This window comes from Nocardia sp. NPDC052112 (assembly GCF_040680135.1).
Classification (GTDB): Bacteria; Actinomycetota; Actinomycetes; order Mycobacteriales; family Mycobacteriaceae; genus Nocardia.
In genome coordinates, this window is record NZ_JBFAWD010000002.1 from 249009 (window position 1) to 273303 (window position 24295).

General features: G+C 67.4%; 29 protein-coding genes. 5 read left to right on the forward strand and 24 right to left on the reverse strand.

From position 1 onward, the window contains the following. The first annotated feature begins 24 nt into the window (after positions 1-24). Positions 25-1449: a cutinase family protein gene (locus AB0L58_RS04455; RefSeq protein WP_364380924.1), complete on the forward strand. Its 1425-nt coding sequence runs from the start codon at positions 25-27 to the stop codon at positions 1447-1449. Between the two features lie 99 nt (positions 1450-1548). On the opposite strand, the gene AB0L58_RS04460 is transcribed toward AB0L58_RS04455, so the two are convergent. The 6 genes from AB0L58_RS04460 to AB0L58_RS04485 all read right to left on the reverse strand — a co-directional run bounded on the left by AB0L58_RS04460 (position 1549) and on the right by AB0L58_RS04485 (position 7154). Next, positions 1549-1977 carry a hypothetical protein gene (locus AB0L58_RS04460; protein WP_364380926.1) on the reverse strand — a complete coding sequence of 143 codons (429 nt, stop codon included), beginning with the start codon at positions 1975-1977 and terminating at the stop codon, positions 1549-1551. An 86-nt stretch (positions 1978-2063) separates the two neighbouring features. Continuing rightward, positions 2064-2816: a hypothetical protein gene (locus tag AB0L58_RS04465; protein WP_364380929.1), complete on the reverse strand. Its 753-nt coding sequence runs from the start codon at positions 2814-2816 to the stop codon at positions 2064-2066. Between the two features lie 278 nt (positions 2817-3094). After that, positions 3095-3409 (reverse strand): hypothetical protein, encoded by a 315-nt coding sequence (locus AB0L58_RS04470; protein WP_364380932.1) that lies wholly within the window; start codon positions 3407-3409, stop codon positions 3095-3097. A gap of 32 nt (positions 3410-3441) precedes the next feature. Beyond that, complete coding sequence (locus AB0L58_RS04475) at positions 3442-4002, reverse strand: hypothetical protein (RefSeq protein WP_364380936.1); 561 nt, start codon at positions 4000-4002, stop codon at positions 3442-3444. Positions 4003-4132: 130 nt separating this feature from the next. Further along, positions 4133-5926 carry a VWA domain-containing protein gene (locus AB0L58_RS04480; RefSeq protein ID WP_364380939.1) on the reverse strand — a complete coding sequence of 598 codons (1794 nt, stop codon included), beginning with the start codon at positions 5924-5926 and terminating at the stop codon, positions 4133-4135. 34 nt (positions 5927-5960) lie between these two features. Next, a complete protein-coding gene (locus AB0L58_RS04485; RefSeq protein ID WP_364380942.1) occupies positions 5961-7154 on the reverse strand; it encodes an AAA family ATPase in 1194 nt (397 codons plus the stop codon). Here AB0L58_RS04485 and AB0L58_RS04490 point away from each other — a divergent pair. Continuing rightward, positions 7148-7447 (forward strand): hypothetical protein, encoded by a 300-nt coding sequence (locus AB0L58_RS04490; RefSeq protein WP_364380945.1) that lies wholly within the window; start codon positions 7148-7150, stop codon positions 7445-7447. The two genes, AB0L58_RS04485 and AB0L58_RS04490, sit on opposite strands and share 7 nt — an antisense overlap. Positions 7448-7902: 455 nt before the next feature. Here AB0L58_RS04490 and AB0L58_RS04495 read toward each other — a convergent pair whose 3' ends face one another. From AB0L58_RS04495 to AB0L58_RS04535, 9 genes are all read right to left on the reverse strand, one after another. Continuing rightward, positions 7903-9705, reverse strand: a complete 1803-nt coding sequence (locus AB0L58_RS04495; RefSeq protein ID WP_364380948.1) for a BTAD domain-containing putative transcriptional regulator — start codon at positions 9703-9705, stop codon at positions 7903-7905. A gap of 76 nt (positions 9706-9781) precedes the next feature. Beyond that, entirely contained in the window at positions 9782-10555 is a 774-nt protein-coding gene (locus tag AB0L58_RS04500) for a hypothetical protein (RefSeq protein WP_364380951.1), read from the reverse strand. A gap of 168 nt (positions 10556-10723) precedes the next feature. Beyond that, positions 10724-11599: a hypothetical protein gene (locus AB0L58_RS04505; RefSeq protein WP_364380954.1), complete on the reverse strand. Its 876-nt coding sequence runs from the start codon at positions 11597-11599 to the stop codon at positions 10724-10726. 2 nt (positions 11600-11601) lie between these two features. Next, positions 11602-12207 carry a hypothetical protein gene (locus AB0L58_RS04510; RefSeq protein ID WP_364380957.1) on the reverse strand — a complete coding sequence of 202 codons (606 nt, stop codon included), beginning with the start codon at positions 12205-12207 and terminating at the stop codon, positions 11602-11604. Beyond that, positions 12204-12404: a hypothetical protein gene (locus AB0L58_RS04515; protein WP_364380960.1), complete on the reverse strand. Its 201-nt coding sequence runs from the start codon at positions 12402-12404 to the stop codon at positions 12204-12206. The genes AB0L58_RS04510 and AB0L58_RS04515 overlap by 4 nt, the downstream gene beginning before the upstream one ends. Further along, positions 12401-12574 (reverse strand): hypothetical protein, encoded by a 174-nt coding sequence (locus tag AB0L58_RS04520; protein WP_364380963.1) that lies wholly within the window; start codon positions 12572-12574, stop codon positions 12401-12403. The genes AB0L58_RS04515 and AB0L58_RS04520 overlap by 4 nt, the downstream gene beginning before the upstream one ends. 266 nt (positions 12575-12840) lie before the next feature. Continuing rightward, entirely contained in the window at positions 12841-13968 is a 1128-nt protein-coding gene (locus AB0L58_RS04525) for a lipase family protein (RefSeq protein ID WP_364380967.1), read from the reverse strand. After that, on the reverse strand, positions 13965-15218 hold the full coding sequence (locus AB0L58_RS04530; protein ID WP_364380970.1) for a cutinase family protein: 1254 nt from the start codon (positions 15216-15218) through the stop codon (positions 13965-13967). The genes AB0L58_RS04525 and AB0L58_RS04530 overlap by 4 nt, the downstream gene beginning before the upstream one ends. Next, complete coding sequence (locus tag AB0L58_RS04535) at positions 15215-15982, reverse strand: hypothetical protein (protein WP_364380973.1); 768 nt, start codon at positions 15980-15982, stop codon at positions 15215-15217. Before AB0L58_RS04535 ends, AB0L58_RS04530 begins: the two co-directional genes overlap by 4 nt. A 754-nt stretch (positions 15983-16736) precedes the next feature. Between AB0L58_RS04535 and AB0L58_RS04540 the strand changes: the two genes are divergently transcribed. Further along, a complete protein-coding gene (locus AB0L58_RS04540; RefSeq protein ID WP_364380976.1) occupies positions 16737-17546 on the forward strand; it encodes a helix-turn-helix domain-containing protein in 810 nt (269 codons plus the stop codon). Between the two features lie 459 nt (positions 17547-18005). Here AB0L58_RS04540 and AB0L58_RS04545 read toward each other — a convergent pair whose 3' ends face one another. The 9 genes from AB0L58_RS04545 to AB0L58_RS04585 form a co-directional block, all read right to left on the reverse strand. After that, positions 18006-18269 (reverse strand): hypothetical protein, encoded by a 264-nt coding sequence (locus AB0L58_RS04545; protein ID WP_364380979.1) that lies wholly within the window; start codon positions 18267-18269, stop codon positions 18006-18008. 15 nt (positions 18270-18284) lie between these two features. Next, a complete protein-coding gene (locus tag AB0L58_RS04550; RefSeq protein ID WP_364380982.1) occupies positions 18285-19184 on the reverse strand; it encodes a hypothetical protein in 900 nt (299 codons plus the stop codon). A 71-nt stretch (positions 19185-19255) separates the two neighbouring features. Next, positions 19256-19714 carry a hypothetical protein gene (locus AB0L58_RS04555; RefSeq protein ID WP_364380985.1) on the reverse strand — a complete coding sequence of 153 codons (459 nt, stop codon included), beginning with the start codon at positions 19712-19714 and terminating at the stop codon, positions 19256-19258. 58 nt (positions 19715-19772) lie between these two features. Then, entirely contained in the window at positions 19773-20213 is a 441-nt protein-coding gene (locus AB0L58_RS04560; protein WP_364380988.1) for a hypothetical protein, read from the reverse strand. Further along, positions 20210-20473 (reverse strand): hypothetical protein, encoded by a 264-nt coding sequence (locus AB0L58_RS04565; protein WP_364380991.1) that lies wholly within the window; start codon positions 20471-20473, stop codon positions 20210-20212. The genes AB0L58_RS04560 and AB0L58_RS04565 overlap by 4 nt, the downstream gene beginning before the upstream one ends. Next, positions 20470-20742, reverse strand: coding sequence for a hypothetical protein (locus tag AB0L58_RS04570; protein WP_364380994.1), 273 nt, complete (start codon positions 20740-20742; stop codon positions 20470-20472). Before AB0L58_RS04570 ends, AB0L58_RS04565 begins: the two co-directional genes overlap by 4 nt. Positions 20743-20755: 13 nt before the next feature. Then, on the reverse strand, positions 20756-21649 hold the full coding sequence (locus AB0L58_RS04575) for a hypothetical protein (protein ID WP_364380997.1): 894 nt from the start codon (positions 21647-21649) through the stop codon (positions 20756-20758). Beyond that, positions 21646-21852, reverse strand: a complete 207-nt coding sequence (locus AB0L58_RS04580) for a hypothetical protein (protein WP_364381000.1) — start codon at positions 21850-21852, stop codon at positions 21646-21648. Before AB0L58_RS04580 ends, AB0L58_RS04575 begins: the two co-directional genes overlap by 4 nt. A gap of 3 nt (positions 21853-21855) precedes the next feature. After that, positions 21856-22326, reverse strand: coding sequence for a hypothetical protein (locus AB0L58_RS04585; protein ID WP_364381003.1), 471 nt, complete (start codon positions 22324-22326; stop codon positions 21856-21858). A gap of 693 nt (positions 22327-23019) precedes the next feature. Between AB0L58_RS04585 and AB0L58_RS04590 the strand changes: the two genes are divergently transcribed. Together AB0L58_RS04590 and AB0L58_RS04595 are read left to right on the forward strand one after the other, a co-directional pair. After that, entirely contained in the window at positions 23020-23880 is an 861-nt protein-coding gene (locus tag AB0L58_RS04590; RefSeq protein WP_364381006.1) for a DUF5753 domain-containing protein, read from the forward strand. A gap of 5 nt (positions 23881-23885) precedes the next feature. Next, positions 23886-24272, forward strand: a complete 387-nt coding sequence (locus AB0L58_RS04595; RefSeq protein ID WP_364381009.1) for a DUF397 domain-containing protein — start codon at positions 23886-23888, stop codon at positions 24270-24272. Positions 24273-24295: the final 23 nt, after the last annotated feature.

Here is a 24295-nt window from a genome sequence, read left to right on the forward strand (position 1 = left end):
CCCCCGCACGAACGGAGAAAGTTCATGCACCACATCCACACTCGAACCCCCTGGCGCGTCGCGCAGATGGCGCTGTGCGCGACGATCGCCGCCACCGTGACGGCCGGTGTCGCCGCCGCAGAACCGACATCCGGCCGCAACGCCGCACAGTGCCCGCGCTGGACCGCGCTGCTGGCACCGGGCAGCTACGAGACAACCCCCACCGCCACCGGGCGGACCACACCCGGGATCCTCGCTCAGCTCGGGGACTCGCTGACCGCCCGCTACGGCAACGACATCGAGGTCCGAGCACTCGCCGCGCCGACCACAGGTACCGGGTCCGTGAGCGGCGAGGAACTCACCGCGGCGCTCACCGGGCTGTGCTCGGACACGCGAGTCGTTTTGGCCGGCTACGGCCAGGGCGCCGAGGTCACCGGTGACCTCGCCACCACCATCGGCAACGGCAAGGGCCCGATCCCGGCCTCGCGGGTCGTGGCGGTCGCACTCGTCTCCGACCCCCGCCGCGATCGCGTCACCACCCAGCTCGGCACCCCGGTCTCCGGACAGGGCGTCACCGGGCCGCGACCGCAGAGCTTCGGCGAGCTGACCGACCAGGTGCGGACCCTCTGCTTCGAGGGCGACAGCTACTGCTCGACCACCGCCGAGTCCTCGCCGGTCCTCGCCGCGGTCAGCCGCGCCCTCACCGCCACTTCGACCTCGGCCACAACCACCCCGGCCCCCACGCCGACCTCGACCACGACAACGGCGAAGGTGCCGACCACCACCACGAGCACACCCGCCACGACCACCTCGACCGGGCAGCTCAACGCGTCCCAGGTTCTCGCCCAGGTGGTCACCGTCCTCAACGGACTGGCCAGCTTCACCGCGAACGTGCCCGCGATCGTGGCCGACCTCGCCCAACTGCCGGGCCTGCTCGCCAGCAGCGACGTGCCCGGCCTGCACCGCGTCTCCGGCGACCTCAACAACCAGTTCAACCCGCTCGTGCAGATGGCCGCCGGACTCGACCTACGACTGGTCGCTCGCGCACTGAAGATCGCCGCACCGCTGGACACCACGGGGGTCGCCACGATCGCCGCCGAGATCGTCGGTGTCCTGGCCGGACTCGACATCACCCGCATCGCCACCGACATCGGCCGAGCCCAAGAGATCGCATGGACCGCCGCCGAAACCCTCGCCAAAGGCGACCCCGTCGCCGCCTTCCTCGCCCTGACGGGTTTGGCACCGATCGCCGCCGACCTGCTCTCGGCCACCGCTTCCGCGTTCACCGGTACGCAGTTCCCCACGCTCACCCAGACCTACACCACCACAACCGGTTCCAGCACCAGCACCGGCACCGGCGCTCCAGCGCCCCAGAACGGCGACGCAGCCACGTTCCCCGCCACCGGCTACGACACCGCCGCCCCCGTGCTGACCGACTGGATCGAACAGGCCATCGACCACACGAAATAGCCCCCACCACAACACCGACCACCACAGCCGGACAGCGAGACGGCCGGTGGGGCCGAGCAATTTGCTCGGCCCCACCGGCCGTCTCAGCGTGCGGGCAGGTCAGGAGATGAGCGGGGGCACAGCGCGGGCCCGGAACCGCCACGACGGCACCGGCCTACGCATCTGCGCCAGATCCGGTACGTCACCGTGGCGGGCACAGTGGGGCAACGCGACCGGGGTCGCGCCGACGACCGCGCGGGCGGCGTGGTCGAGGCTGTTGTAGGTGGTGCCGGTCAGCGGGCCCGTCATGATCCGGGTCGAGCCGGTGAACGGGAAGAACTCGCCCTCGGTGCGCAACAAGCGGTAGCGCACGAAGATCGGCACCCATGGCACCAGGGCCGCTGGGATGTGCACGCCGAGCTGGCGTTCGGCCTCGGCCGCAACCGCCAGCCACAGCTCGACGCTGTCGGCGGCATGTGGAGAGTTGATGAAAACCTTGTGCAGTTCGGCCGCGATGCACGCGGAGTTGGAGTTGGGGTTGGTGAACATGTAGAGCACCTTTCGAAGAGATAGATTGTGGGAGCGGTGCCGGGCTCCCCGGAGGTAGAGACTCCGGGGATACCGGCATCGCCCAGTCAGCCCTCGGCGAGGGTGAATTTCTTGGGGGCCGTGCTGGTCTGGCGAGCGGTCCCGTCCTTGGTCAGCTTGACCAGGGCGTTGTGGACCGCGCCGCTGGAACGGTCGAGTACCTTGCCGATCTGATGTGGGCTGAACTCCTGATTCGGGTGATCGCGCAGGAAGTCCTCGACCTGCCCGCGCAACGCGCCAGCGGGCAACCGCACCACCGACTCCTGCTCGGTCGCTGCCGGGTCATCGTCGGGGGCCGGGGTCACCGGAGCCGGGTCGGCGGGTTCGTCGGCTGTGGGGGCAGCGACCGCCGTGTCCCGCGCGCTGTCCGGCACGGGGTCGGCGTGTGCCTCCTCCTCGGCGGGATCGGCCGGTTCCGGCGCGGCCGGGTCGAGCGAAACCGGTTCCGGCGCGGCGGGTTCGTCCGGGGCGGGTACGGGCGCGGCCGATCCGGCGGTGGTCCAGGTTTTGGCGGCCCGGGGCGATGCGGGGTCGGCGTGGGACCGCACGACCCCGGCGGTTTCCCATCCCGTCAGCAATCGCCGGGCGGTCGACAGCCCGACCCCCACCGCATCCGCCAACACGGCGGTGGTGCTGCCGGGATGGGTGCCCAGCGCCGCCCACAACGCCCGGTCTGTGTCGTTGCGCAGAACGGGCACACCCGCCGCCCCCGAACCGCTGTCCGGGGCAGCAGGGGCGGCATCCGGGGCGGGCGCGGCCGGTGCCGGGGGCGCGGTGGTGGTGTTCTTCTTTTTGGACATGACAGGTCCCTCCAACAATGGTTCGGATGAATTCGGGTGATGTCCCGGCCGGGACGGAAACCACACCGATCGGGGCGAATTCCCCAGGGGCGGTGTCGTTCCCGGTTCCATGGACGCTCGATACCGGGGCCGATGTCAAGCGGAACGTGGAAAACAAATTCCGGCCCCGAATTCCTCTCGTCGGTTTCCGGAATGTGAACAGCACGAGAGGAATTCGGCTCGCGGGCAATTGCCGCGGCGAGGCCCACCGACTCACGCCGGGCGGCCTCGCCGCGGGGTCACGACAGGCGAGTCCGCAGAGGTCCGGTTGTGCGGTCGAGCCACACCTGCACCGCGTGACCGCACTCGCTGTCGCGCATCCGGTTCACGACACCGGCGGCGTAGGCGGCGATGTCGTCGGGATGCACGAGGTGAATGCGCGGGGCGGCGAGTCCGTCAACGCTGCCGCTCACGTGAGCCACGGTGTACATGCCACGCTCGTCATGGCTACCGGGGGCGTAAATGACGAACTGGGCTCCGGTGGCGGTGTTGGCGATCACGTAGAGGATGTCGAGAGCGGGCGTGGTCGCGATCGGGCGCGCGGGTTGGGTCATGGTTCGGGCTCCTTGGCTGTCGAGGGTCGGGGTCAGTCGGGGTCGGTGGCGGTGAATCGGCGGATTTCGGCGATGGTCAGCAGCCCGCTGTGGGCGAGGGTCGTCCAGGTCTCGGCGAGGTCGGCGAGTTCGTTGTCGATGTTGTTGGCGTCGGTGTCGAGATAGTTCTCGGTGTCCCGGTCGGGAACGCGGCCCGCGCGCAGCGTGGCGGCGATCGCGGCCAGCTGCTGGGCGAGGGCCTCTGCCTGCTCGGCGATCCGGTCCTGGTCACGGTGCAACCGCGCGAGCGCGCCGTCGTGTTCGGCGCGCTGGTAAGCGCGCATCCGGTCGAGCCAGTCCTGGGACGGTTGCGGGTGAGCCGGAGCCAGCGCCCACGGAGTGGCGAACCCCCTGGCACCGGTGGAGGTTTCGATCGCGCATTCGGGGATGCCGTCGTTGCTGTAGATGTGGCTGACCACGCCGCTCCAGGTGCGGTTGTTGCGGCCGGTCACCTCGTCACCGACCTGGATCGGGCAGACCACCTCGGGGCGGGCGGCGCGGTCGAGGGTGTCGGCGAGGCTCTGGTCGGTGGCGGTGCGGGCGGTGTCGGTCATGGTGTCGTCTCCTGTCGTCGCTGTCCCTAGCGGGCGGGCGGGATTTCGGGCGGGCACTGGGGCGGGTAGTTGGTTCCGGCCCCGGTTCTGGTGCCCCGGGGGCGCGGTGGCCCGCGCCCCGGGGGTGGTGTCAGGCGGCGCGTACGGCGGTGGTGGCGGCGCGGCCGATTGCGGCGGCGGTGGTGGCCGGGTCGGTGACCATGTGCACGTTCACCCCGTTCAGCGGGTTCGGGTCGCTGTCGGCGGGTGCGAGCCACAGCACCGCGCACCCGGCGGCGCGCAATGCGTCGAGGCGTTTCTGGGCGCGGCGGCGGTTGGGGCCGTTGTAGTGACCGTCGGAGATGATCACCAACAGCCGCGTCGCGCCGGGCCCAGCCAGGTCGAGGGCACCGTCGAGGGCCTCGACCGCGCTATCGATCACGTGGAGGTAGTCCGGGCAACTGAATTCGGTGACCCGCGCGGGTGCGGTGCCCGGGTAGGTGATCGGTGTGACCGAGGCCCCGAACGTCACGGTCGCGGTCTCGGCGGGCATGGTGGCCAGCTCGGCCGCGCGGGCGATGATCCACGCGGACGAGGCGACCGGGGCGGCGTAGTCACCCATCGAGGAGGACACGTCGCAGGCGATGCCGACTCGCAACGGTGGCTGCGGAGGGGTTTTGCGGCTGGTGCGGGTGAACGGTTCGGCGGTCGGGATCGCCCCGGCGGCGCGTTGGGCCTCACGCGCGAGCGCGCCGCGCATCCGCAACCGGCCCGGCGGCAGCGCCGAGGTCGTGCGCACCGTGGCCCGTTCGCGGGTGGCGGCGGTGTTGAGGGCGCGGGCCAGTACCCGGGCGGCGGTGTGCTCGGCCGGGCGGGCGGCGCGGGTGCGTCGCCTGCTCGCGGTCCGGCCCCGGCCCGATCCGTCGCCGAACACCTTTCGTGCTTGCGAGGCAGCGTCTTTCGCGTCGTCGGCGGCGGCCTGCCGTGCGGCGGCGGCGATCTCGGCGGGGTCGGGTTCTACCGGGGAGGCGGCGACTGCGTTGCCGATGTTGGTCACGGTGTCGCCGATCGCGGCCCCCAGCATCGAGGACGGGTCGGGGTCGGTGTGGAGGTCGGGCCCGACGATGTCGAGCCAGCGCTGCCCGAGCTCGAGCATGGCGGCGGCGTCGTTGTCGGCCACGGTGTGGGCCTCGCGCCAGATGGCGCGCAGCTTGTCGAGGGTGTCGGTGCCGAGGATGTTCTCGATCGCGGTGGCGGCGGGCGCGCATTCGGCGGCGTCGAGGATGCCGCCGTCTTGCCGCGCGAGGATGAGGGCGGCGTTGCGGGCGGCGTTGTAGGCGGTGGGCGGGATCTGGGCGGCAGCGATCGCCCCGCCGTTGTCCCCGATCACGATCTCGGTGGCGCTGGCGCGTAGCCAGTGCCGGTCGTCGGGGCGGCGGCGAATCTGGGCGGCCTCGATCCGGGATTCCTCGAGCATCATGGCGGCATCGACCACCCCGGGGTGTGCCACCAGCGGCGGGTTCCACGCCGAATGTTTGGCGTGGGCACACTCGTGTACCAGCGCGCCCCACACTCCCGGATACCGGTTGCGGTCGCTGTTGCGTTCCGGGTGGACGGTGGCCGGGTTGATCTTGAGGTGGGTGCCGTCGATCTCGATGGCCGCTCGGCTCGGCACGAACACCGCCGGGTTCCCGAACCCAGCGCCGGGGGCGATGGTGACGGTCAGGTCGTCACGGTCGGCGATCGGCGGGGCCTCTGCGGTCATGGCGGCCGAAAGGGTGGCCCATCCACCGGTGACCGGCACCGAGGCCGAGGCGGGCGTGAGGGCGGGTGCTGGGGCGGCAGCGGTGGCCGGGCCAGCGGTGGCGGGGCCGGGTCCTGGGGCAGCGGGCGCGGGGGCGGGGGCGGGAGCGGGTGGCGGGGTGGTGATCACGTGGCCGGTCATGGCGGGCGGTGCCTTTCGTGCGCGGGGGTGGGTGTCAGATGCGGGGGCCGAGTGCCAGCGGAGCGTGGCTGGTGCCGCACACGGCTTTCACCACGGCGGCCACGATGTCTCGGTCCTCCTCCGGGGCGGCCCCGACCAAATTGGCGGTGGCGGTGGCGGAGTCGGTGGCGGCGGCGATCTTGCGGAACGCCAGCAGCTCGCGCAGTTGCGGTGCCCACCCGATCTCGCCCTTTTCCTGCCGGGCGGCCAGTTCCCGGGCGATTTTCACCGCGCGCCGTTCCACCCCGAGCTGGGTGGCGAGGTCGTAGTCGCTGCCCACCTGCACCTGGAACGCGAACCGCGAGGCGAGTGCGTCGGACAGGATGGCCCCGTGGACCCCGGGGTTGTGTCCGGCCACCACGAAGAACCCGGGCTCGGCTTTCACGATCTCGCCGCTGTTGGCTTTGATGACGATCTCGCGGCGGCCGTCCATGGCCGGGTACACCACCGACAGCACGGTCGGCGGGATGAGGGTCGCGTCGTCGATGAACAGCACCCGGCCCTCACGCATGGCCCGGACCAGCGGGCCGTGCACGAAAACGAAAGTGCCGTCCGGGTTCTGGGTGTACTCGCCCACCAAATCGGCGACCGTGGTGTCCCCGTCGCCCTGCACGGTCAGCAGGTCACCGTAGGCGGCCTCGATGAGCGAGGTCTTCCCGGTTCCGGGCGGGCCGTACAGCAGCACCGGCACCTCGGCCGTGCGCATGGTCTGCAACACATCGACATCGGTGCGCCCGGCCAGCTTGCGCACGTGGTAGTCCTGCCCGTTCGGGCGGGCCACCGTGTTGCCCGTGCGCGCCGGTGCCGCCGGGGCGGCGGGGGTGGCATTCTTCTTTGTCCGGCGGCGGGCCGGTTTCGCCGCCGGGCCGGGGGTCGAGGCCGCCGGGGCGGCAGGCGTCGCGGGGGCGGGGGTGGTGGCGGCCGGTGCGGCGGCGTTGGCGGTGTCAGCGTTGGCGCGGTAGCGGCGGGGGGTGGCCGAGGCGCGGTCGGCGTGCCCGGCGGCGGTCAGCGCCTCGAGGGCGTTGCCGACCGCCCCGGAGGACCGGCTGAGCCCGTTGGCGATTTCACGGGGCGACATGTCGCGGCCCGGGTTGGCGGCCAGTGTGGCGGCGACCATGCGCCGCAATTCCCCATTCGGCAGGCGACCGGCGGCCGGTGCAGCGGTGGCGGTGGCGGGTGTGGTTGGCATTGCAACTCCTGAAAAGTCAGTTCCGAATTCGTGCGCCATTTACGGCACAAATGCGGCGGGGCCGCCATTCGGATTTCTGCGAATTTCCCGGCGAATTCCGGGAACGGCTCGACGCTAGCTCGACCTCGAACGTGCTCACAACCCCAAAAGTGCGCGAATTTCCCGGAATTTTTCCGGACAACGGCGATTCCGGCAGTGCAATACGAATACGAAACGCGCACAGCAATTCTCACGCACGACCACGCGCCGCCAACCAGGCGAACAAAAACAACAAAGAGATAAAAGAAGAATGAGATGGAAGGAGGAAAACGATGGGCAGTGAACGCAGATTACAGGACTCGAAGGAACGCCGGATATGGGTGACGGTCGACCGGCGACGCATGTCTATATGGCCTTGTATATAGACAATCCTGGATGGCATACGCGCGGATACATGCCCATCTACCTGCGGATATACCTGCTGATGGTGGGGAAATTTGATCGCCCCACGTATTTTCCCACGTATTTCCCCATGTATTTCTCCACGTATCGACCACACGAGATCGCAGGGAGTTTTTCGGAAGCGAATTTGCGGACATTTCGAATCGAACCGAGGCAATAGATTTCGGCGAACACTGTCCGGCAATCGAATATCAGGGCCCGGATTGCAGACAATTGGCCGTAACAGATTCGGCCATTCCCGATAAACAGAATACCTACTATTACCTGCGTTGTAGGCATGGACGGACAATTGATTCCGCCCGACTGGTCAGGGTTCGGGTTGGAGTGGATTGCGGTCTTCTCCTCGGCGGAGGTTGTCGAGGAGTTCTCGGGTTTCTCCGCTCGGGGTTTCGCCGATCTCTGCGAGTTTGCGGGTCATGAGTGTGTAGGTGCGCGCGAGTGCGGCGTATTCGCCCAGGCGTGCGTGCTGACGCAGGATGTCGCGCCAGACGGTTTCGTTGTAGGGGTCGGTTTCGGCTGTCATCTCGAGCAGTCCGAGGGTTGTGCGGGGGTCGTGGTCGGCGTCGTGGGTGGCCAGCCAGCCCAGCGCGTTGTGGGCGTCGCGGCGGGCGGATTCGCGCAGCGGTTCGATCCAGGAGCCGATGCTGTCGGTGGCCAGGTCGCTGGTGGCGATGGCGGTGATGGCTCGGCACGCGGCACTGCGGTCGGTGTCGGTGCTGGCGCGGCGGCGCGTGGCGACAGCGGCGAGGAACTCCCAGTAGTCGACACTCGCGGTGGTGGCCGACAGGCGGCAGTGCAGCCGGTCATCGATCAGTATCGCGGTGATCTGTCCGCCGGTGGCCGTTGTAATCGAGGTGCGCAGCCGCGAGAGGGCGTTGCTGAATGCGGCCGAACGCTCCGGTGAGTGTCCGCCCCAGATCAGGTCGATCAGCCGAGATCGGCTCAGCCCTTCCGGGTGAAGTGCCAGCAGGGCGACTATCTCGCGGCTGCGCGGCTGGAAGTAGCTCGTGATGTCGGTCTGCTCACCGGAGGAGGGTGCACGCCAGAAGATCCTCGTCACCCCGAAGACGAACACCGAGAGGGCCGGCGAGACGAACTCCGGCGGCGCGCTGGCCAGGCTGGACTCCGGCACCGCAGCGAGGTCGCCCTCGCCCAGCTGGCCGGCGTCCTCGGCCTCACTGGCGAGGACAGGCACTGGAGCCGGTGGCCACGTGCTGGGCGCTTCGGGTTCCACGGCCACGGGCTCCGGCGCGGGCGGCAGCGGTGGCAGGTCGATCCGGTAGATCGTCGGCCCTGTGTCGTCACGACGGCTCGGGTGGTCCTGGCGGGCAGCGCGAGGCGCGAGCGGCGGCGCGGACCGGGCCCGGCGGCTGGCCGCACGCAGCTGCAGTTCCACGGCGGTGGCGATGAGCCTGGCAGGCGGGAGCAGCTGCGAGGACCGCCGGACGCGGCGGGGAGTCAGTAGCGCTCGGGCACCGGCGCGGGTAGCGGGCAGAGTCCCCACGACCGGGACACCGAGGGCAGTGGCGTAGTCGCGAGTGCCGCCGATGAGCACGACGCCCCGGGGGCTGTCGTGGCGGGTGAGGGCACGGATGCGCGCGATGGCGGGCTCAGGGTCGATGTGCTCGGCGCGCAAAACGAACAGGCAGGCGTCGGCGGCGGCAATGACCGGGTGTGGGCCCGAGTCCGGCTCGGGCACACCGCAGTCGGCGAGCACGGTCGCCCCGAGACCGCGCCAGTCCGTGTCTGGATCGGTGAGCAGTTCTGCGGCCGTGACGGCTCGCACGGGGTCGTACTGGGGCGGCGCGGCCAGCAACGCCTCACCGCCGGGCAGGAACTGCACGTGCTGCGCCAGGACGTCCGGGGTGATGGGCTGGCCGGGATGGGTCCTGCGGGCCAGGCTCGCCAGCCCGAGACGCGGGTCCTCGCCGACCATGTCGGCGAGCTGCCCGCCTGCGGGGTCGGCTTCCACAATCAGGGCGGCCTCCGGGCCGGGCCAGGTGTGGGCGAGGGCGACGATGGTCGTGGTGGTTCCGGCGCGGGGGCTCAGCCCGGCAACAGCGATCAGTAGTGGCGCCTGCGAGCCCGCGCCCGCCGGTGTCGCCGTCACGAGGACACGCTCGTACCCGCCGCGACAGAGCGGCGCGGGCGGATTCGGCGGGCGGGAGTCTGTGCTGGCGTCGTGGTCATCCCTGCCCCTGGACGTTGCTGATCAGCAGTCCACCACCGTCACCGCGGCGGGTGTTGATGACCTGGAGGTAGTCCACCCGTTGCCGGTCCGGACCCAGCTGCACCACGTGCACGTTCGCGGTCGTCTCCGAGATCGGGGTGATCGCCACGCAATGGGTGCTGCCTATCGGGATCGAGGCGATCCCAGCGGCGAGCCCCTCGGCGGTGATCCCGGACTCCGGTGCCAGCAGCCGCATCGCGGCCTGCGCGCTGCGATCGATGTAGTAGGCCGCCTCGAACGCCGCGATCACTCCCGCAACGGTCGCGGTGGTGTCTGCGGGGCGGTCGGTGACCAGAGTGCCCGACAACCCGGTGCACGCCCCCTCTACCGCCGCTGTCGCGCTCGGCGCTACCGCCGTGACACGCACCGGATCACCGTTCTCGCGTGCGTCGTCGGCCCACACGGCCACCACGCCGATCATCACGGCAACAGTGGCCGCTAGCGCGGCCCATACACGCCCCGGCACCCGATACCCGCCCCTGTTCCACAGTGGCCGTGCTTCCGCTGTGTCTGCCGCGTCAGAAGTCTGCGGCAACGCCACCAGCCAGCGGCCCCGCGGTGCCGATGGTTCCGGACTCGCCTCGACCCCGACCCCGGCCTCGGAATCAAGATCGGGGTCGAGATCGAGGTCGGGGTCGGACACGAGGTGCAGGGCCGGTGCCATTCGCGGCTGCTCGAGCCAGGCCCACGGGTCGGGCTCACTGGGCTTGGGCTTCTTGCCGAACATCATTTACCTCCCCCTATCGGGAGTTGTTCTCGCAATGGTTGATTCGCCGGGCTTGCCCGCACCCCGGGAGGGGGGTGTTCGGGGTGCGGGCAGGGTTCCCCGGAGGGGTTTAGGAGTGGGCCGCGTGCTCGGAGTCCGGCGGTAGGAGAGCAGTCGGGTTCGTTCGGTTGCTCATATCGGCTCCGGGAAGTTGGCGCGAGTCAGACCGCCCTTGGGCAGCTGCAACTTGGTCAGCGGACGCCCGCGACGGAAGGCGTTCCAGGTGAGGACGAACAGCGCCAGGAACTCCCGATCGGAAGTCTTGATCTTGTTGGTTGCGATCCTGTCCAGCCGCTCGCGTAGCGCGAGGATCGGTGAATCGAGCGCCAGGCCCGCTCCGCTGAGCACACGGTCGAAGAACTCCGCGCAGTCATCCGGGTCGATGTGGTGCAGCCGTACCGCGACCGCCGACGTCACCGACGGACGTGCCTTGATCCGCGTGATCCCCCGACTCGCATACACAGTGATGATCTCGACGTGGCGCGGGTTGCGCTCGGCCCACTCGACAACCCGCGGCGCCGACAACGCCGACACCCGGGTTTGATCACCGAACACGTTGCCGTCGAGCCACCGCTCGAGCACCCTGATAGTGCCCGCGATCAGCTGTGCTGTGGTGGCCGAACCGATGCCGCGCAGCTCCAGCTGATCGGCGGGGGTGCGTTTCACACCCTGGTCCATCGTGACTTGCGTATCCGAGCCCAGACCGACGACCACGAGCATCGGGAACGCCAGTCCGGTCCCGGCGGTACGGGCGAGCGCTTCGAGCCGGTGCTGCCCGTCGAGCAGGTTCCCCATACTGTCGAACTTGATGGCCTCACCGTTGAATTTCCAACGGCCCTCGATCATTTCGGCGTGATACTGCGCCACCTTCTTCTCGCGGACCTTGCGGTTGTTGGTGTTGCGCCGCAGCCACCGCGTCGCGAGCGCCGCATCCACAGCAACCACCTCCGGGCGCAGCGTCGACTCGGGGTCGGGGGGTGTCTCGACGGGTGGATGGACTGGTTCCATGGCTATCCTTCGGGGGTCAGGAGATCGATGACGCGTTGCACCGCGTCGCGTGCGCGGACCAGATCACTCAAGTGCGAGCCAGCGATCTGGTCCGAGTTCTTTCCGAACCGGTCATCAGCAGCCAGGCGCGCGATCCGCGCCGTGTCCTTGGTCAAGGTGTAGGTGGCATCAAAGAACGCATCCGTGATCGGACGCCGACGAGGCGAGCGCGGTTGTGGCTCCTGCGCAGGCGGTTTCGGCTGATACGTCTTGCCGTCGACTCCGATGACCGGCTCAGGTGCGACATTTGTCGCACCTGCCAGCTCACGCCGAACCGTGATGTCACTGACGCCGGTCGCGGCGGCGATAGCGCGTGTGCTCATGCCGATTTCGCGCATGGAGGCGACGACCTCGGAGCGTTCCTCGCGCGGCAACTGCAACCGGCTGTTCCCGAATTCACGGGTGCAGTAGTCGTCCCACGAGTCGTAGCCGAGCACCGACCACGCCCGCGACACATACGCCTGTTTGACCAGCTCCCACACCGCCTCGACACCGACCCGGATCCGGTCGGTCAGATCACGAGCATCGACCGACGACAACCGAATCAGCGGGGAGCCCGGCGAGGTCATGGCCGCGCCCGGCTGGTATCGGCGAGCCGCAAGAGCTGGCCCGGGTCGGTGACCACGGCCCCGGCAGCGATCCCGCGCAGATCCGGCGGGGTGGCGTCTCGGTCGCCGTCGTCGTGGCAAACAGTGATCACGAACGCTGCGATCACGATGGCGATGACCACGATGAGCACAATCACCAAGACGCGGTAGCTTCTCATACCTTGCACCTGCCTTTATCGCGGTGACCGCGCGACAACGTCGGCCCCACGGTGACGTGGGCGGCCACCGCCGCGCCCGGCAACGGGGGGACCAACGCCGGGCGCAGCCGCATCAGATCACCAGGGACACGACCCTGCCCCAGGATCGGTGCGCTGTAGAAATCGGTCACGATGCCTCCGTAATTCGTTGGATCCTTGTGTGACACAAGAGGGTTGGATTGTTGTGTGGCACCTGTCCTGCCCGGTGGAGGGGGCACCAGGGCAGGACAGGGCATCTCGAACTGGTACAGAAGCGCGACCTCCGCCCCGCGAACGGCTCAGACATCCGCAGTGCGTCCGGGACCGCGCGTTTCGGGGGACTGTGTGTGTTTCGCCCGGGGCCTGCCCGCACCCCGTGGAGGGGGGCCGGGGTGCGGGCAGGGTTCCCCGCAGGGGTCTAGGAGCGGGCCGCGTGCTCGGAGTCCGGCGGAACACGGCCCGTGTCCGGCGGCCGGCGAGTGATGTCCTCGCCCAGCCTCGCGAGGACATCACTGGTGGCGGCGCTCGCGGTGTCGATGTGGCCGGCGTCGTACTCGCGCCAGGAGACCTCGGCTCCGCGTTGCCGGTAGGCGATGAGTGTGCGGCGCCCGGCCTGCACCGGGACGATCGCATCGGCACTGCCGTGATACAGATGCAGCGGCACCACCGGCTTGGTGTGGGCGAGGGTTTCCAACGCCAGCACCCGCCGCCACCACTGATCGTTCCACGGGTCGGTGCGTCGGCACCAGTGCGCCAGCGGTTGCGGGAACTGTTGCAGCAGTTCGGTTCTGGTGAGGTGTTGCGCCTCGGCTACGGCGGCTATCGCGTCCTCGGTCAGCACGTGCCGCAGCGGGATGTGCTCGTAGGCTCGCGACAGTCCGATCAGCGCGGCCAGCCCCACCGCCGCGCCCGCGCCTTTACTGAACACGGGTGCCAGTGCCGCGAGGTCAGAGACCACGGCTCCGGCGGCGATGCCGCGCAGATCCACCTCGGGGGCATACCAGGGGTGCAGTTCCCCAGCGGCAGTGACCGCGCGTCCACCGTCGGCGTATCCCCAGGCCAGCACCGGCGCGACCGGAGCACCGAGATTCGCACCGCGATAGACCGCACGCGCGAGATCGAGCACGACCCGGCCCCCGGCACGGGCAGCCAGGAAGGTATACGGTCCGTGGCCGGTGACGCCGAGTCCTTCACCGTCGGGTATCGCCACCACCCATCCCCGCCGCAAGGCCGCCTCGATCCCGGTGGTGTCGGGTTCTGCGCCGATCGCGAGCAGTTGCGAGGGCGCGCATACCCCGCCGAGTCCGCGGAACTCCGGGCAGTACACCAGGATCGCGGTAGCACCGGGCTCCGCGACCGCCTCCGGAATCAGCACGATCCCCGAGGCAGGGATGCGTTCGGCGCGGGAATTGGTGGAGATGTAGATGATCTGCCAGGCTCCGGCCGCCCCGGTCAGTTGCGGCACGAACACCGGCCGTGTCCGCACCAGATCGCCGGGGCGGCTGTCACGGTCGAGGGCCGGGGCGTCGTAGAAGGCGCTGTTCACGGCTGCCTCCCGGCGAGGTCGTGGGCGAGTGCGATCATCCACGTGACCCCGCTGGCGAGTTGTCCGGCGGCAGCGTAACCGGTGTGGCGGCCGATCACGTCGGAGTATCGAAGCCACACAGCCGGATTCATCAGATCGGCGTTGTCGGCGACCAACTGCCCCCACGCGCCCGAGAGTTGCCCGGCCAGTTTCGGTAACTGCCCGATCGGGTCTCCTGCCACGATCCCGGTGATTTGACCCCATCGGGCTGTCGCTGCGGCCGTCTCCTCCGGCCCCGGAGGTGGGGTGCGGGGGTCGGCGGCGGTGGTGAGCCGCTCGGCGAGACTGGCTTCGGGCACGTAGTCGACGACGCTGGGACCGATGCGGAAGTCGCGGTTGACCACGGTGGTCCAGGCGTCACCGAGCACGCCTGACAGCAGGGCCTGGATGGAGCCGAGCGCTGCTAGGGGATCACGCAGGTCGGCTTGGGCAGCGATCTCGGCGGCCATCCGCAACAATGCGGCGTGATCGGGTGCCGCGCAACTCAAGTCACCCTCGACACAGATCTGCGCCACCCGCCCGGTCAACGCGCCATAGCCGACACCCTCGGCGGCGATCCCGCGCCCGGAAGTGGGCGCGGTGGTGATCGCCACCCCCGACACCGCCACCCCCGACGTACCCGGAGCCGGGTCCGGGGTGAGCTGGCCAGGGCGGCCGGGGAACACCACCGATCCCGGGGCGCGGTCGGGATCGGAGTAGAGCGCGATGCCCGCGACCCGCTCGGGTCCGACCGGTCCCTCGCCCGCGCCGACAGCTCGCGCGAATTCCGAGACCACTTGCGCGCCTTGGGAGTACCCGACTCCGGCCAGTGCGGTGTTCGGGCATGCGGTAGCGATCTGGTCGGCGGCAGCGTCGAGTGCGGCGACGCCGTCGCGGACGGAGTCCGTGTAGGGGTCGGGGCCGCCGCCGGTACCGATCGCGCCTCCGAACCCGGCGGGATAGGCGATGTAGCTGCGCTGCACCAGATCCGGGACAGCGGCCACCACCGGGCCGATTAGTGCTCCGAGCATGCCGGTGTCGGCCAGTGGGTCCGCCCCAGGTGAGGACTGCCCGGTGCCCTGCACTGCGAGCACATACAGTGCCGGGCACCCCTTGATGGGCACTGCTGCCGCGCTCGGGATCCTCGCGTTCATCGCGCCAGCTGCGCCGAGTGCGGTCGCCATCGCGACGGCCGCGACGATGCGCGCATGGCTTTTAGTCGCGCCGATCATGGCTGCCCAACCCCCACACCGGCACCGAACCCCGCACCCACTGTGCCAGCGGCCACCGCGCCGACTACGGCGGCGGGCACCCCGGCCACGATCGCACCGACTGCCGCGCCCACCGCCGCCCCCAACGCGGTACCGGCCACACCGGAGGTCACCGTTCCGATGACCGGTACCGGTATCACCGTGCCGACCAGAGCACCGGCGATTCCGCCGACGGTCCCGCCGACGAGACCACCGACAACCGCGCCCAGAGCTGCGGCCGGTGCTCCGGCAACGACAGCGCCACCGGCACCGCCGAGGGCGGCCCCACCCAGGGTGGCTCCGCTGACCCGGTCGGAGCGTCCGGCGGGGATACCGACCGAATCCAGGGCGGTCGCGACCTGTGCTTCAGCGCCTGCGGCAGCGTCGTTGATGGCGTCGGCGCATTCCGGGGGGAGCCAGTCCGGGCGCGGTGCTTCCCATTGCCCGACTCGAATCGTGTTCTCCGGCGCCTCGATCGGCGCTACCGGTGCCACTGGTTCAGGCAAATGCAGGTCCGCGATCGCGATCGGCTCCACGGGTTCGTCCGCCGCCGGTGCTGGGCGGGTCCCGGACTGGTTGCGGATCTCGGGGGGCTGGGAGTAGTACACCGGCGGGGGCAGTGCGGGTTCGGGCGACGGAGCTGGGGTGGAGGTACCGGGTTGCACGGGGCTGGTGACACCGGGCTGATCAGTGATAACCGCAGGCGCACTCATCGCGCTCGCGGTCGCCGCCGACAGCAAGAGCACGATAGGCACCGCACCAGCGACAACCGACCTGCCGCCACGAGACAGACTGGTGTGCACACGGTTTCGGCGCACATCGCCGACCACACAGCGCTGCACCAGAGGTGAGCGCGGGGATTTCCGTAATTTAGACATGCCGAATAAACCCTTCATCAGTCAGGGCGATAAATGAGAAAGAATGGTGAATACGCGGGGGCGAGCGCATTTTCGGCGGCCCTCCCAGAGGCGAAATTGCTTCTGGGAGGCCGCTTCTCAGGTGTTCACGTCAGACGAACAGGAAGATGAGCGACAGCACCTGCCACACCACGTTCAAGGCGTTGGATGCCACGATCAGCCCGTCGTTCAACATCTGGAGGGGATCCACGTCGGTTTCCTTTCAATCGGTTTGAACTTACTTCTCTATCCAAACCCTGAAACCGCTTGGAATGCCAGGGTTTACGCTCACCTATTTTTAGGTGAGGATCAGATCGTCAAATTGCTATTCTGGGCTTGTCCAGCACGTTTGCCGGTGAATTGACGGTGGGAACGTCAATAAAACTTTTTCGCTGAATCTTCTGCACGGCACACTGATTCGCGGCCGGGGCACGACCATGGATGGCTTGACGGTGAGCTACCTCATTGCGATCTCGCGACGCAAAGACCTTGTCGTGTCAGAGACCGTCTGGTAGGAACAAGAGATCATCTCGGGGGCAACCAATCACCATAACCTTTGCTAGATCTCTACCGGAAGACTCTAGAAAGATGGGGGGCTCTGCACGTGAGCCAGAATCCTGCACACCGTGCACACGACCGCACACGACGTGGTCCACTGCCGCACATCCCGACCCTGGGCAGCACCTGCTTCCAGATCCGCACCGAGTTGGGGCTCTCACGCGAGGTTGCCAAGCAACGTCACGGGATCAGTACCAGCTACCTGTCCGACATCGAGGCCGACCGCACCACACCGAAACCCGAAACCCTCGAAAAACTCATCAACGGTTACGAACTCGATCCCCCGCGCACACGAAACCTGCGCGAGCTACGCGCCCCCGCCGAGCACCTGCGCACCACCGATAGCCTTCGCCGGTATGTGCACGACGACGTCGGCCTCATGACCTACCTGGGCGCGCTCGAGCGACGTGATGTTTTCGCAGCGTATGTCGACCCGCTGTGGAACATCCTGGCCTCGACCGACGGATACCGATCATGCCTGGCGGGTATCGGTGAAAACGGGAACGTGCGGGCATGGGTGTTCACCCGGCACGCCCGCGAAATCCTGACCGACTGGCGCTATGAAGCCAACCGCACCGTCGCGGTCGTCAGGGCGGTATTGGGCGCCTACCGCGACTCCGAACAAGCCCGCGACCTGATGCGCCGACTTCGCCCCAACCGAGACTTCCAGCGCCTCTGGAATTCCAGCACCCAGGTCGCCTACGGCCGCCACGTCAACGACCTGCTGCACCGGCGCGACCCCAACACCCACGACCTGGCGTCCTACCGCATCAGCATCGCCGACCTGACCCAAAACCAACACGTCCTACTCGTCACCGCCATCCGCCACCCCTACTCCGGACCCACCGACATCTGAAAACAATCTTCGACACACCGGTCAGACACGCCAACACCGTGGTGTCGCACCGCGTGACGATCACCCACCATGAAACACTCGCCGCACCCACGACGACACGAAACCATCAGCGGCGCACGCGAAGCCGAGCCAGGGCGGCATCTCGAGCAGTGTCAGCAATCACACAGTTGACAGCAATAATCGATCGTCCTGGACGAGTGCCGCTGAAACTGGATAAGGCTGGTTTGCTAGCAGACAACTACGCAATCTTCGGCGACTCGTCGCACACACCCGGACAGATCCCGACGATTCGCTGATCGCGGTCGAAAGGCGAGGGCTCGCGGGAAGATACCGCGGACCTCGCAGCGACGGGGCGTGACCGGCGCCAGGAGATGCCCCGCCGAACAAGCCCTCGGCACCGGCAGGCATCGAAAACGCGACGGCCCCAACCCTTCTCGGGTTGGGGCCGGTTCGTCGTATTCAGATCAGCGGTAGTCGATGCTCGCTCGCGGGAACCCACGCGGCCAGGGGTAAGGACAGATCGAAGTTGGCTGGGTAGAACAACAAACCGGTTTGGGGCTCGAGCGGATAGATGTGGGTCCAGCCGCCGGTCCATTGCCCGGCGGGGCCGTGATCCACCACGCACAGATAGCCCGTGCCGGTGCGCACGATGGTGCCCGTGGGCATATCGGTGAGCTGAGTGCGGGTCTGGATAAGCTGGGCCGCTCCGACGGTGATGGGCACAAGAATTCCTTCCGATCAGGCTGTGGGGCTGTGGTTTTCGGTCTCGCCACCGACGGAACGCGGGTCGTCCTGCGTGGGCTGGTAGTAGTCGGTCTGCTTGTAGAGCGGGACTTTCCCGCTGCCTATCGCCTCGACATGAAAATCGCCGTGTCGCTGAGCGCACTCGGTGCACAGACCGATAAGTAGCGTGACCTCGTCCTTGGGCACCGTGGCGAACCGGGCGGTCTCCGACAGCGATTCCATGCATCCGGTGATGTCGCTGATCAGGACCATCGCCTCTTCGAAGCTCCAGCCCAACCGCATCAAGATCGCCACCGGCCACTCACCCGTGCCGACCACAGCGATGCCGGTATCAGTTGGTTTCTTGCAGGCCACACAGACACTCTCACCCACCAGCGCAGGCCGAACAGGCGGCGCGGAATCACCAGTGCGCGACCGCGCATTGCCCGCATCGGATGATCTCGGATGCTGCGGCAAGCGTGATGCGCCGGACAGCAACGCATCACGGAAACCGTCGTAGGCGCGGCAGAGCCCGCTGAGCCGAGCCGCGCTCCCGTGGTCCACGCCGGTCTCACGCTCGGCCCCCGCGCTCAGCGCCGCATAGGTGATCGCGGCGGCGAACCCTCCGACGGTGTCGTCGGCCACCGGGGCATCCGGTGGCGGAGCCAGCCGCGTCGAGACCGTGATGTGCTGGTCGATCGCGCGGACCCATCGCGCAGTCTCCGACAGCGCGGCCCTGAGCTGGTCGGCAGCGAGCAGCATCGCATCGATATCGCGGGAATTGGGATCGACAAGCATCGACAGCGACAGCCACCGCTGCTTGTGCAAGGCAAACATCGCAGTCATGGCGGCCGAGATCGGATCATCGGTATCCCGACCGGACATCGCCTCGATCAGATCATCAACAGTCGGCAACACAGAATTCGACCTGGGCGAATCCGCGAGCCCTGCAACAGAATCGGTTTCCGAAGGAGTCTGCGAATCGGTCACTGGTCCTCACCATTCCCGGTGTCGCGGCGATCTGCTGCGGCAGTAGCCGAGCCTTCGAGGGTGACCCGCCACACGGGGACCGTGTGGATATAGCGGTGTTTGTGCAGCCACTGACTCGTGATCGTGAGCGCGGTGTTGGCGCGGCCGGGGGCGAGGTCGGTCAATGCCCGCGCGCCCTCGACGTGGCGCAGATCCTCTAACAGGGTGCGCTGCGACCGGGTCAGCCGCTCATGCGCGCCGGTCTCGATCGTATGCAGGCCGATGGCAGTCAGCGCCCACCCGGTCTGCTCCTGCGCGAAGCCGTGGCCAGTGAGCCAGTCGAGTATCCGCAGGACCTGCCCATGCTGACGGTCGGAAGCGGTAGCCAACTCACTAGCGGGCCGCGCGGTCCGGGTGAGCGCGCGCAGGACAGCCAGTCGCGGCACAGTCAGGCCCAGCTTTCCCAATTCGGACAATGAAGCTCTCTTCCCAATGTTTGTCGAATGAGTGATGGTCGAAAGTTGTGGGCCGCGCTCATCGCCGATCGCGACAGTGATCGGCGATATCGTCGGGCCAGCGGTATCCGCGAGGCCAGATGTGGTGATCGGCAGCGGTGATCAGCGAGCAGACCCGGGTGATGTGTCGGTCCACGTGCGGCAGAGCTGGCGTCACAACCGCAGCGGCACCGGCTTGGGCCACCGCATCGAGAATGTCGGACCAGGACATCGACCCGCCGATCGTGTACCCGATGACCTCGACGAGCGTGACACCGTATTTGTCGGCGGCACCGCGGAGCATCTCCTCGGTCCACGCGTCATCGAGGTCCAGGCGGACCACACCGACGGCACCGGTACTCAAATTCTTGAGGCCCTCGATGACCCGCCGTATCAGATCAGCCGGTTGCAGATCGACCGGGCGCTCATCGCCGCCATTCAACATGCCCGGAATGCGTTGCGATAGATGGTGATTCGTCATTGTTCCCCTCCGCGCAGCCAGGCATCGGCCTTCGCCTTGGCTTCCTCGACATCGTTTCCAGCCGACGCCTCCCGGATCATCCGGCCCTCATGTGTGTAGATCCCCCAGCTGCACGTGCGCGCGGTCGTGGCTCGGACCTTCGCGACGACATCGGCGCGGTGTTTGGACAGCCACCAGCGGTGTTCGTTGCCTTCGAGCCGCCATCCGCCGCTCGTGTGCTGTGGCTGGATCGGACCTGATGCTGCCCGGTTGCCGGTCACCCTCGGCCCCTGGTGGACCGGCCGTAGGCGTGGAGGGTCATCTGCGACCAGAAGTCGTGGCGAACCGCGTTCCACAGGTCGGTCAGCTTCGGCCAGCGTTCTCGTGCCTCCACCAGATCCGGGTAAGGCCCGTCGATCGAGGCCACCGGCAAGTCTCCGGCAGTGTCATAGATGCCGTGGATCTCGATGTTGTGCTTGTCGAGTGTCCAACTCGCTTCCAGCCCATCGCATTCGGTGACGTGCTGGTACGGAATGTCGTCGTCGGTCACGGCTGCCCCTTGGCTACTGGTGCGCTCGCCCGCGCATGGTGTCCACGAGTTCGTCCAGGGCGTCGAGCATCGCCCGCGCTTGCTCACCCACCGCCGCAACATCCACGACCGGCTCGACCGGGATGCCACGTGCGACGGCCCGCTCCAGCGGAGTCACGGTCTGCGGCTGGAGCTTTCCCGCCTCCACGAGGCGGCGCACCGCACTCTGCTTCCGTGGGCACTCCGATGCGCGACATCCCATGTGCTGTTGGAAGATCCGGTGCGCCTCGTCTGGATCTATCTCGTGTTCGGGGAGCCCGTGCGCAACCTGATCGACCACAGGCGCACTCACACGCGACCATGTCTGCTCGGGACAGACGGTCTCGAGGTCGAATCGCTCGCACACCCGCGCCGGACTGTGGGCGACAACTTCCAGGTCGTACACGATGATCGCCGCCGCATGAATACCGATGGCGATGTTCAGCGCATAGCCGACCGGGTCGGCGTGCCCTTCGGGCGGGCGCACCGTGTACACGTAGTGGTAGCCGCGCTTTTCGGCGTGACGTTGGATCGCGACCCGGCGGCGCGGCGAGTCCATCGAGGACGTTTCGAACCCGATCGCCTTCGGCGGGGTCTGCGGTTGGTTGTGGACGGTGGCCGATCGGCCCTGCTGATGTGCTGTCAGTGTCATGTCGGTGCTTCCAGATACGAGGTTGTGCGGGTGTGGATGTGGATGAGTGAGCCGCGCAGAGATATCCATCAGCCGTTGCCTCGGCGGTGACCTGGCTTCGCTATCGGAGCGATCGACGGCGACGGTGGCGGCGAGTTCGACAGCGACACAACCGATCTGCTCGACGCTGCCCCGGAAATCCACGATGAACGCACCGGATTCGTAACGGATGTGCCGGACGCACTGTGGAGGTCTCATTGCCGTACGCCCACGCGCATGCCCAGTCGCCGCTGGAACATGACACCGAACTCGTGCCCCAGCGTCGCCAATGGATGGATTCCTACGTGATGCCCCCGGAACGCCGACAACAGCGCCTCACCCGAGAGGAACAGCGCTACGGCGTCGGGTTCGTAACCGTCCGAGACCTCTGCGCTCGTATTCGGACCTGGAATAGCGTGCATAGATCACCGCCACACCACGGAAGACCGGGCTGGGCCGAGGAGCCGACGGGCAGCGGACGTCACGCTGGTACGTGACGGCAATGAACGCGCGGTCGAGGGCTGCGATACCCAGTACCACCCGGTTGGATGGTCGGTCATCGGAAGCCACACTCGTTCGCCGGACTCCAGGATCCGTACGCCGCGTTCCTCCAGCTGGGCCAGCGTGTGCACGCCGAGCCTGCCGCCCCAGGCTGGGCCAACTAGGAAGATCCACTCGCGATTCGGTCGTGAGTAACTGATGATCGGCACCGACACGCACCGGGTCTCCTCGAGAAGTTCCTCACGCACCTGCTTGCCGAGCCCTGCGGACATGGCCACCGCACCCAAAGCTGGAGTCGCGATCACTGACACGCGCTCGAACGCACGCGACACCGTGAACCCCAACTCGCGATAGACGTGGGCTACCTCATGCGCACTGTGACAGCTTTCGAACATCACCGCCCCTCCCGATGACGGCCAACGGGCTCTGATACCGCTGAGAGGTGGGATCGCGACCTCTGCCGCGCCTCCGCCGCCACATGACGAGCCCGCGCCGCACCAGCGCTGAACACCACCGAGGGCCGTGCCAAAGCTCGTTGATTCATCACCGGGACACCCCCAAACCACGGCAACGCCCGCGAACTGACGGTGCTCCATGCACCAACGCCCCGGCTGAGCATCATCGCGACTCCCTGCACGGTTTCTGCCAGGTGCGTGGTCGGCGGTCGTCGGGGGGCGGCCACGTGCACGGGACCGACGCCATCCCCATCAGTTCAAGGGCGGTCAAGCCCAGTAGGGCGGCGTACGACTTGAGCGCCGCCAGCTGCTCGGCGGCGTGAACTGCTGCAAGAGCCTGTTCTTCCGACAGCGTGCGACCGGGAAGGAAGTCCACGACCCAGCCGCCTTGCCCCACTGCCGTCGCACGGTGCTCTGTGAGATGGCTAAACATCATCTGCGCGCCTACATGTACTGACATGGGCGGATCCTCCGTGTGTGACATCTATGGAGTAAACACGTCATCATTGGTGACCATGAACTCATTTGACGATAGCTTTGACAACTTGTCATAACAAGTGCAGACAACAGATCCGCGCACAGTTTCGGATGCGCGGTAGGATCTGGTCAGACATAGCGGAAGGAGCTGTCGGCGTGCCGACGTCACCTACGGTCGCGCGGTCAGAGCTACTGCTTCGACTGAACCAGTGGAAGACCGAACAGAAGATCGACGTTCAGACAGCGGCCAAGGCCCTGAAGATCACAACCAACCACTGGCACCAGCTCATGAGCGACCGTCGTGCCCTCACCGATGAACACTTCAACGCGATGATGAAGCTGTTCGGCCTCGACGCTGATGATCGAAAGATTCTCGAGGATCTACGCGCCGACGCGCGGGAACGCGGCTGGTGGATGGATTACACCAGCCTGTTCGACGATGAGCATCGCCGACTGTTCGGGTTCGAGCATGGTGCGGAGAGCATTCAGAGCTACGAAGGGCTCATCATTCCCGGACTGCTCCAGACCGGGGACTACGCCCGCGCCATCATGAACTCTGACATCGCTCGCATCCGTCCCCTGGATGCGGACCTGTATGTCGAGGTGCGGTTGCGACGTCAACAGCGACTGACCGGCGAAGATCCGCTGCACCTGACTGCGTTAATCCATCAAGCGGCGCTGGAGCAGCGGACAGGCACGGATGAGGTTATGCGCGGGCAACTCCGGCACCTGACTGCAATGGTCCGTGAACACCCAGGAACGATCGACATCCGGATTGTCCCGTTCACCGCAGCCAACCGGCCGATCTTGTCCGGTTCACCATTCCACATCATCCACTTCGCTAGCCCGATGCTCGGACCGGTTGTGTGGCACGAATCGGTGGCTACACGAGGCATTATCGATGATGCTGCGAGAGTGCGTGAGCTACGCATCCTGTTCGACCGTCAGTTGGAGTCCGCGATGAGCCGTGACGACTCGCTGACCCTGATAGACCAGATAGCAGATCGGATAGCCTGATAGATATGAGCGCAATCAAGCCCGTCACCAGCAACAACGGTGTCTTCTTCAAGTCGTCATTCTCGAACGACGGTCCCTCCTGTGTCGAGGTGAAATTCGATAAGGAACGGGTGCTCATCCGCGACAGCAAGCAGAACACCGCGTACGTCAACGCTCCTGATGAGCAGCCGACGATCATCCTCCCGGCTACGCAGTGGGCCACTGTTCTCGACCTCACCCTGGCCGCCAAGTCCGGCCAGGTCGATTCCCTCACCATCGTTCTCCGTAGTGACGGCGGGACCGACCTCAGCGGGGCGGCCATCGGAGGCGATTCTGTGAGGCTGACCTACACGCCGGATGAATGGGACGCCTTCACCAAGGGCGTCGCGGGCGGCGAGTTCGACTACCGGTAGCAACCGTCGACGTTGGATGCCGG

Bases quoted from the DNA above. Each gene is read 5' to 3' on its own strand.
- AB0L58_RS04465 (WP_364380929.1), bottom strand. From the start codon at position 2,816: ATGTCCAAAAAGAAGAACACCACCACCGCGCCCCCGGCACCGGCCGCG.
- AB0L58_RS04510 (WP_364380957.1), bottom strand. From the start codon at position 12,207: ATGACCTCGCCGGGCTCCCCGCTGATTCGGTTGTCGTCGGTCGATGCT.
- AB0L58_RS04515 (WP_364380960.1), bottom strand. From the start codon at position 12,404: ATGAGAAGCTACCGCGTCTTGGTGATTGTGCTCATCGTGGTCATCGCC.
- AB0L58_RS04455 (WP_364380924.1), top strand. From the start codon at position 25: ATGCACCACATCCACACTCGAACCCCCTGGCGCGTCGCGCAGATGGCG.
- AB0L58_RS04485 (WP_364380942.1), bottom strand. From the start codon at position 7,154: ATGCCAACCACACCCGCCACCGCCACCGCTGCACCGGCCGCCGGTCGC.
- AB0L58_RS04580 (WP_364381000.1), bottom strand. From the start codon at position 21,852: ATGCACGCTATTCCAGGTCCGAATACGAGCGCAGAGGTCTCGGACGGT.
- AB0L58_RS04470 (WP_364380932.1), bottom strand. From the start codon at position 3,409: ATGACCCAACCCGCGCGCCCGATCGCGACCACGCCCGCTCTCGACATC.
- AB0L58_RS04475 (WP_364380936.1), bottom strand. From the start codon at position 4,002: ATGACCGACACCGCCCGCACCGCCACCGACCAGAGCCTCGCCGACACC.
- AB0L58_RS04575 (WP_364380997.1), bottom strand. From the start codon at position 21,649: ATGAGACCTCCACAGTGCGTCCGGCACATCCGTTACGAATCCGGTGCG.
- AB0L58_RS04460 (WP_364380926.1), bottom strand. From the start codon at position 1,977: ATGTTCACCAACCCCAACTCCAACTCCGCGTGCATCGCGGCCGAACTG.
- AB0L58_RS04500 (WP_364380951.1), bottom strand. From the start codon at position 10,555: ATGATGTTCGGCAAGAAGCCCAAGCCCAGTGAGCCCGACCCGTGGGCC.
- AB0L58_RS04505 (WP_364380954.1), bottom strand. From the start codon at position 11,599: ATGGAACCAGTCCATCCACCCGTCGAGACACCCCCCGACCCCGAGTCG.
- AB0L58_RS04480 (WP_364380939.1), bottom strand. From the start codon at position 5,926: ATGACCGGCCACGTGATCACCACCCCGCCACCCGCTCCCGCCCCCGCC.
- AB0L58_RS04595 (WP_364381009.1), top strand. From the start codon at position 23,886: ATGAGCGCAATCAAGCCCGTCACCAGCAACAACGGTGTCTTCTTCAAG.
- AB0L58_RS04585 (WP_364381003.1), bottom strand. From the start codon at position 22,326: ATGTTCGAAAGCTGTCACAGTGCGCATGAGGTAGCCCACGTCTATCGC.
- AB0L58_RS04560 (WP_364380988.1), bottom strand. From the start codon at position 20,213: ATGACGAATCACCATCTATCGCAACGCATTCCGGGCATGTTGAATGGC.
- AB0L58_RS04530 (WP_364380970.1), bottom strand. From the start codon at position 15,218: ATGATCGGCGCGACTAAAAGCCATGCGCGCATCGTCGCGGCCGTCGCG.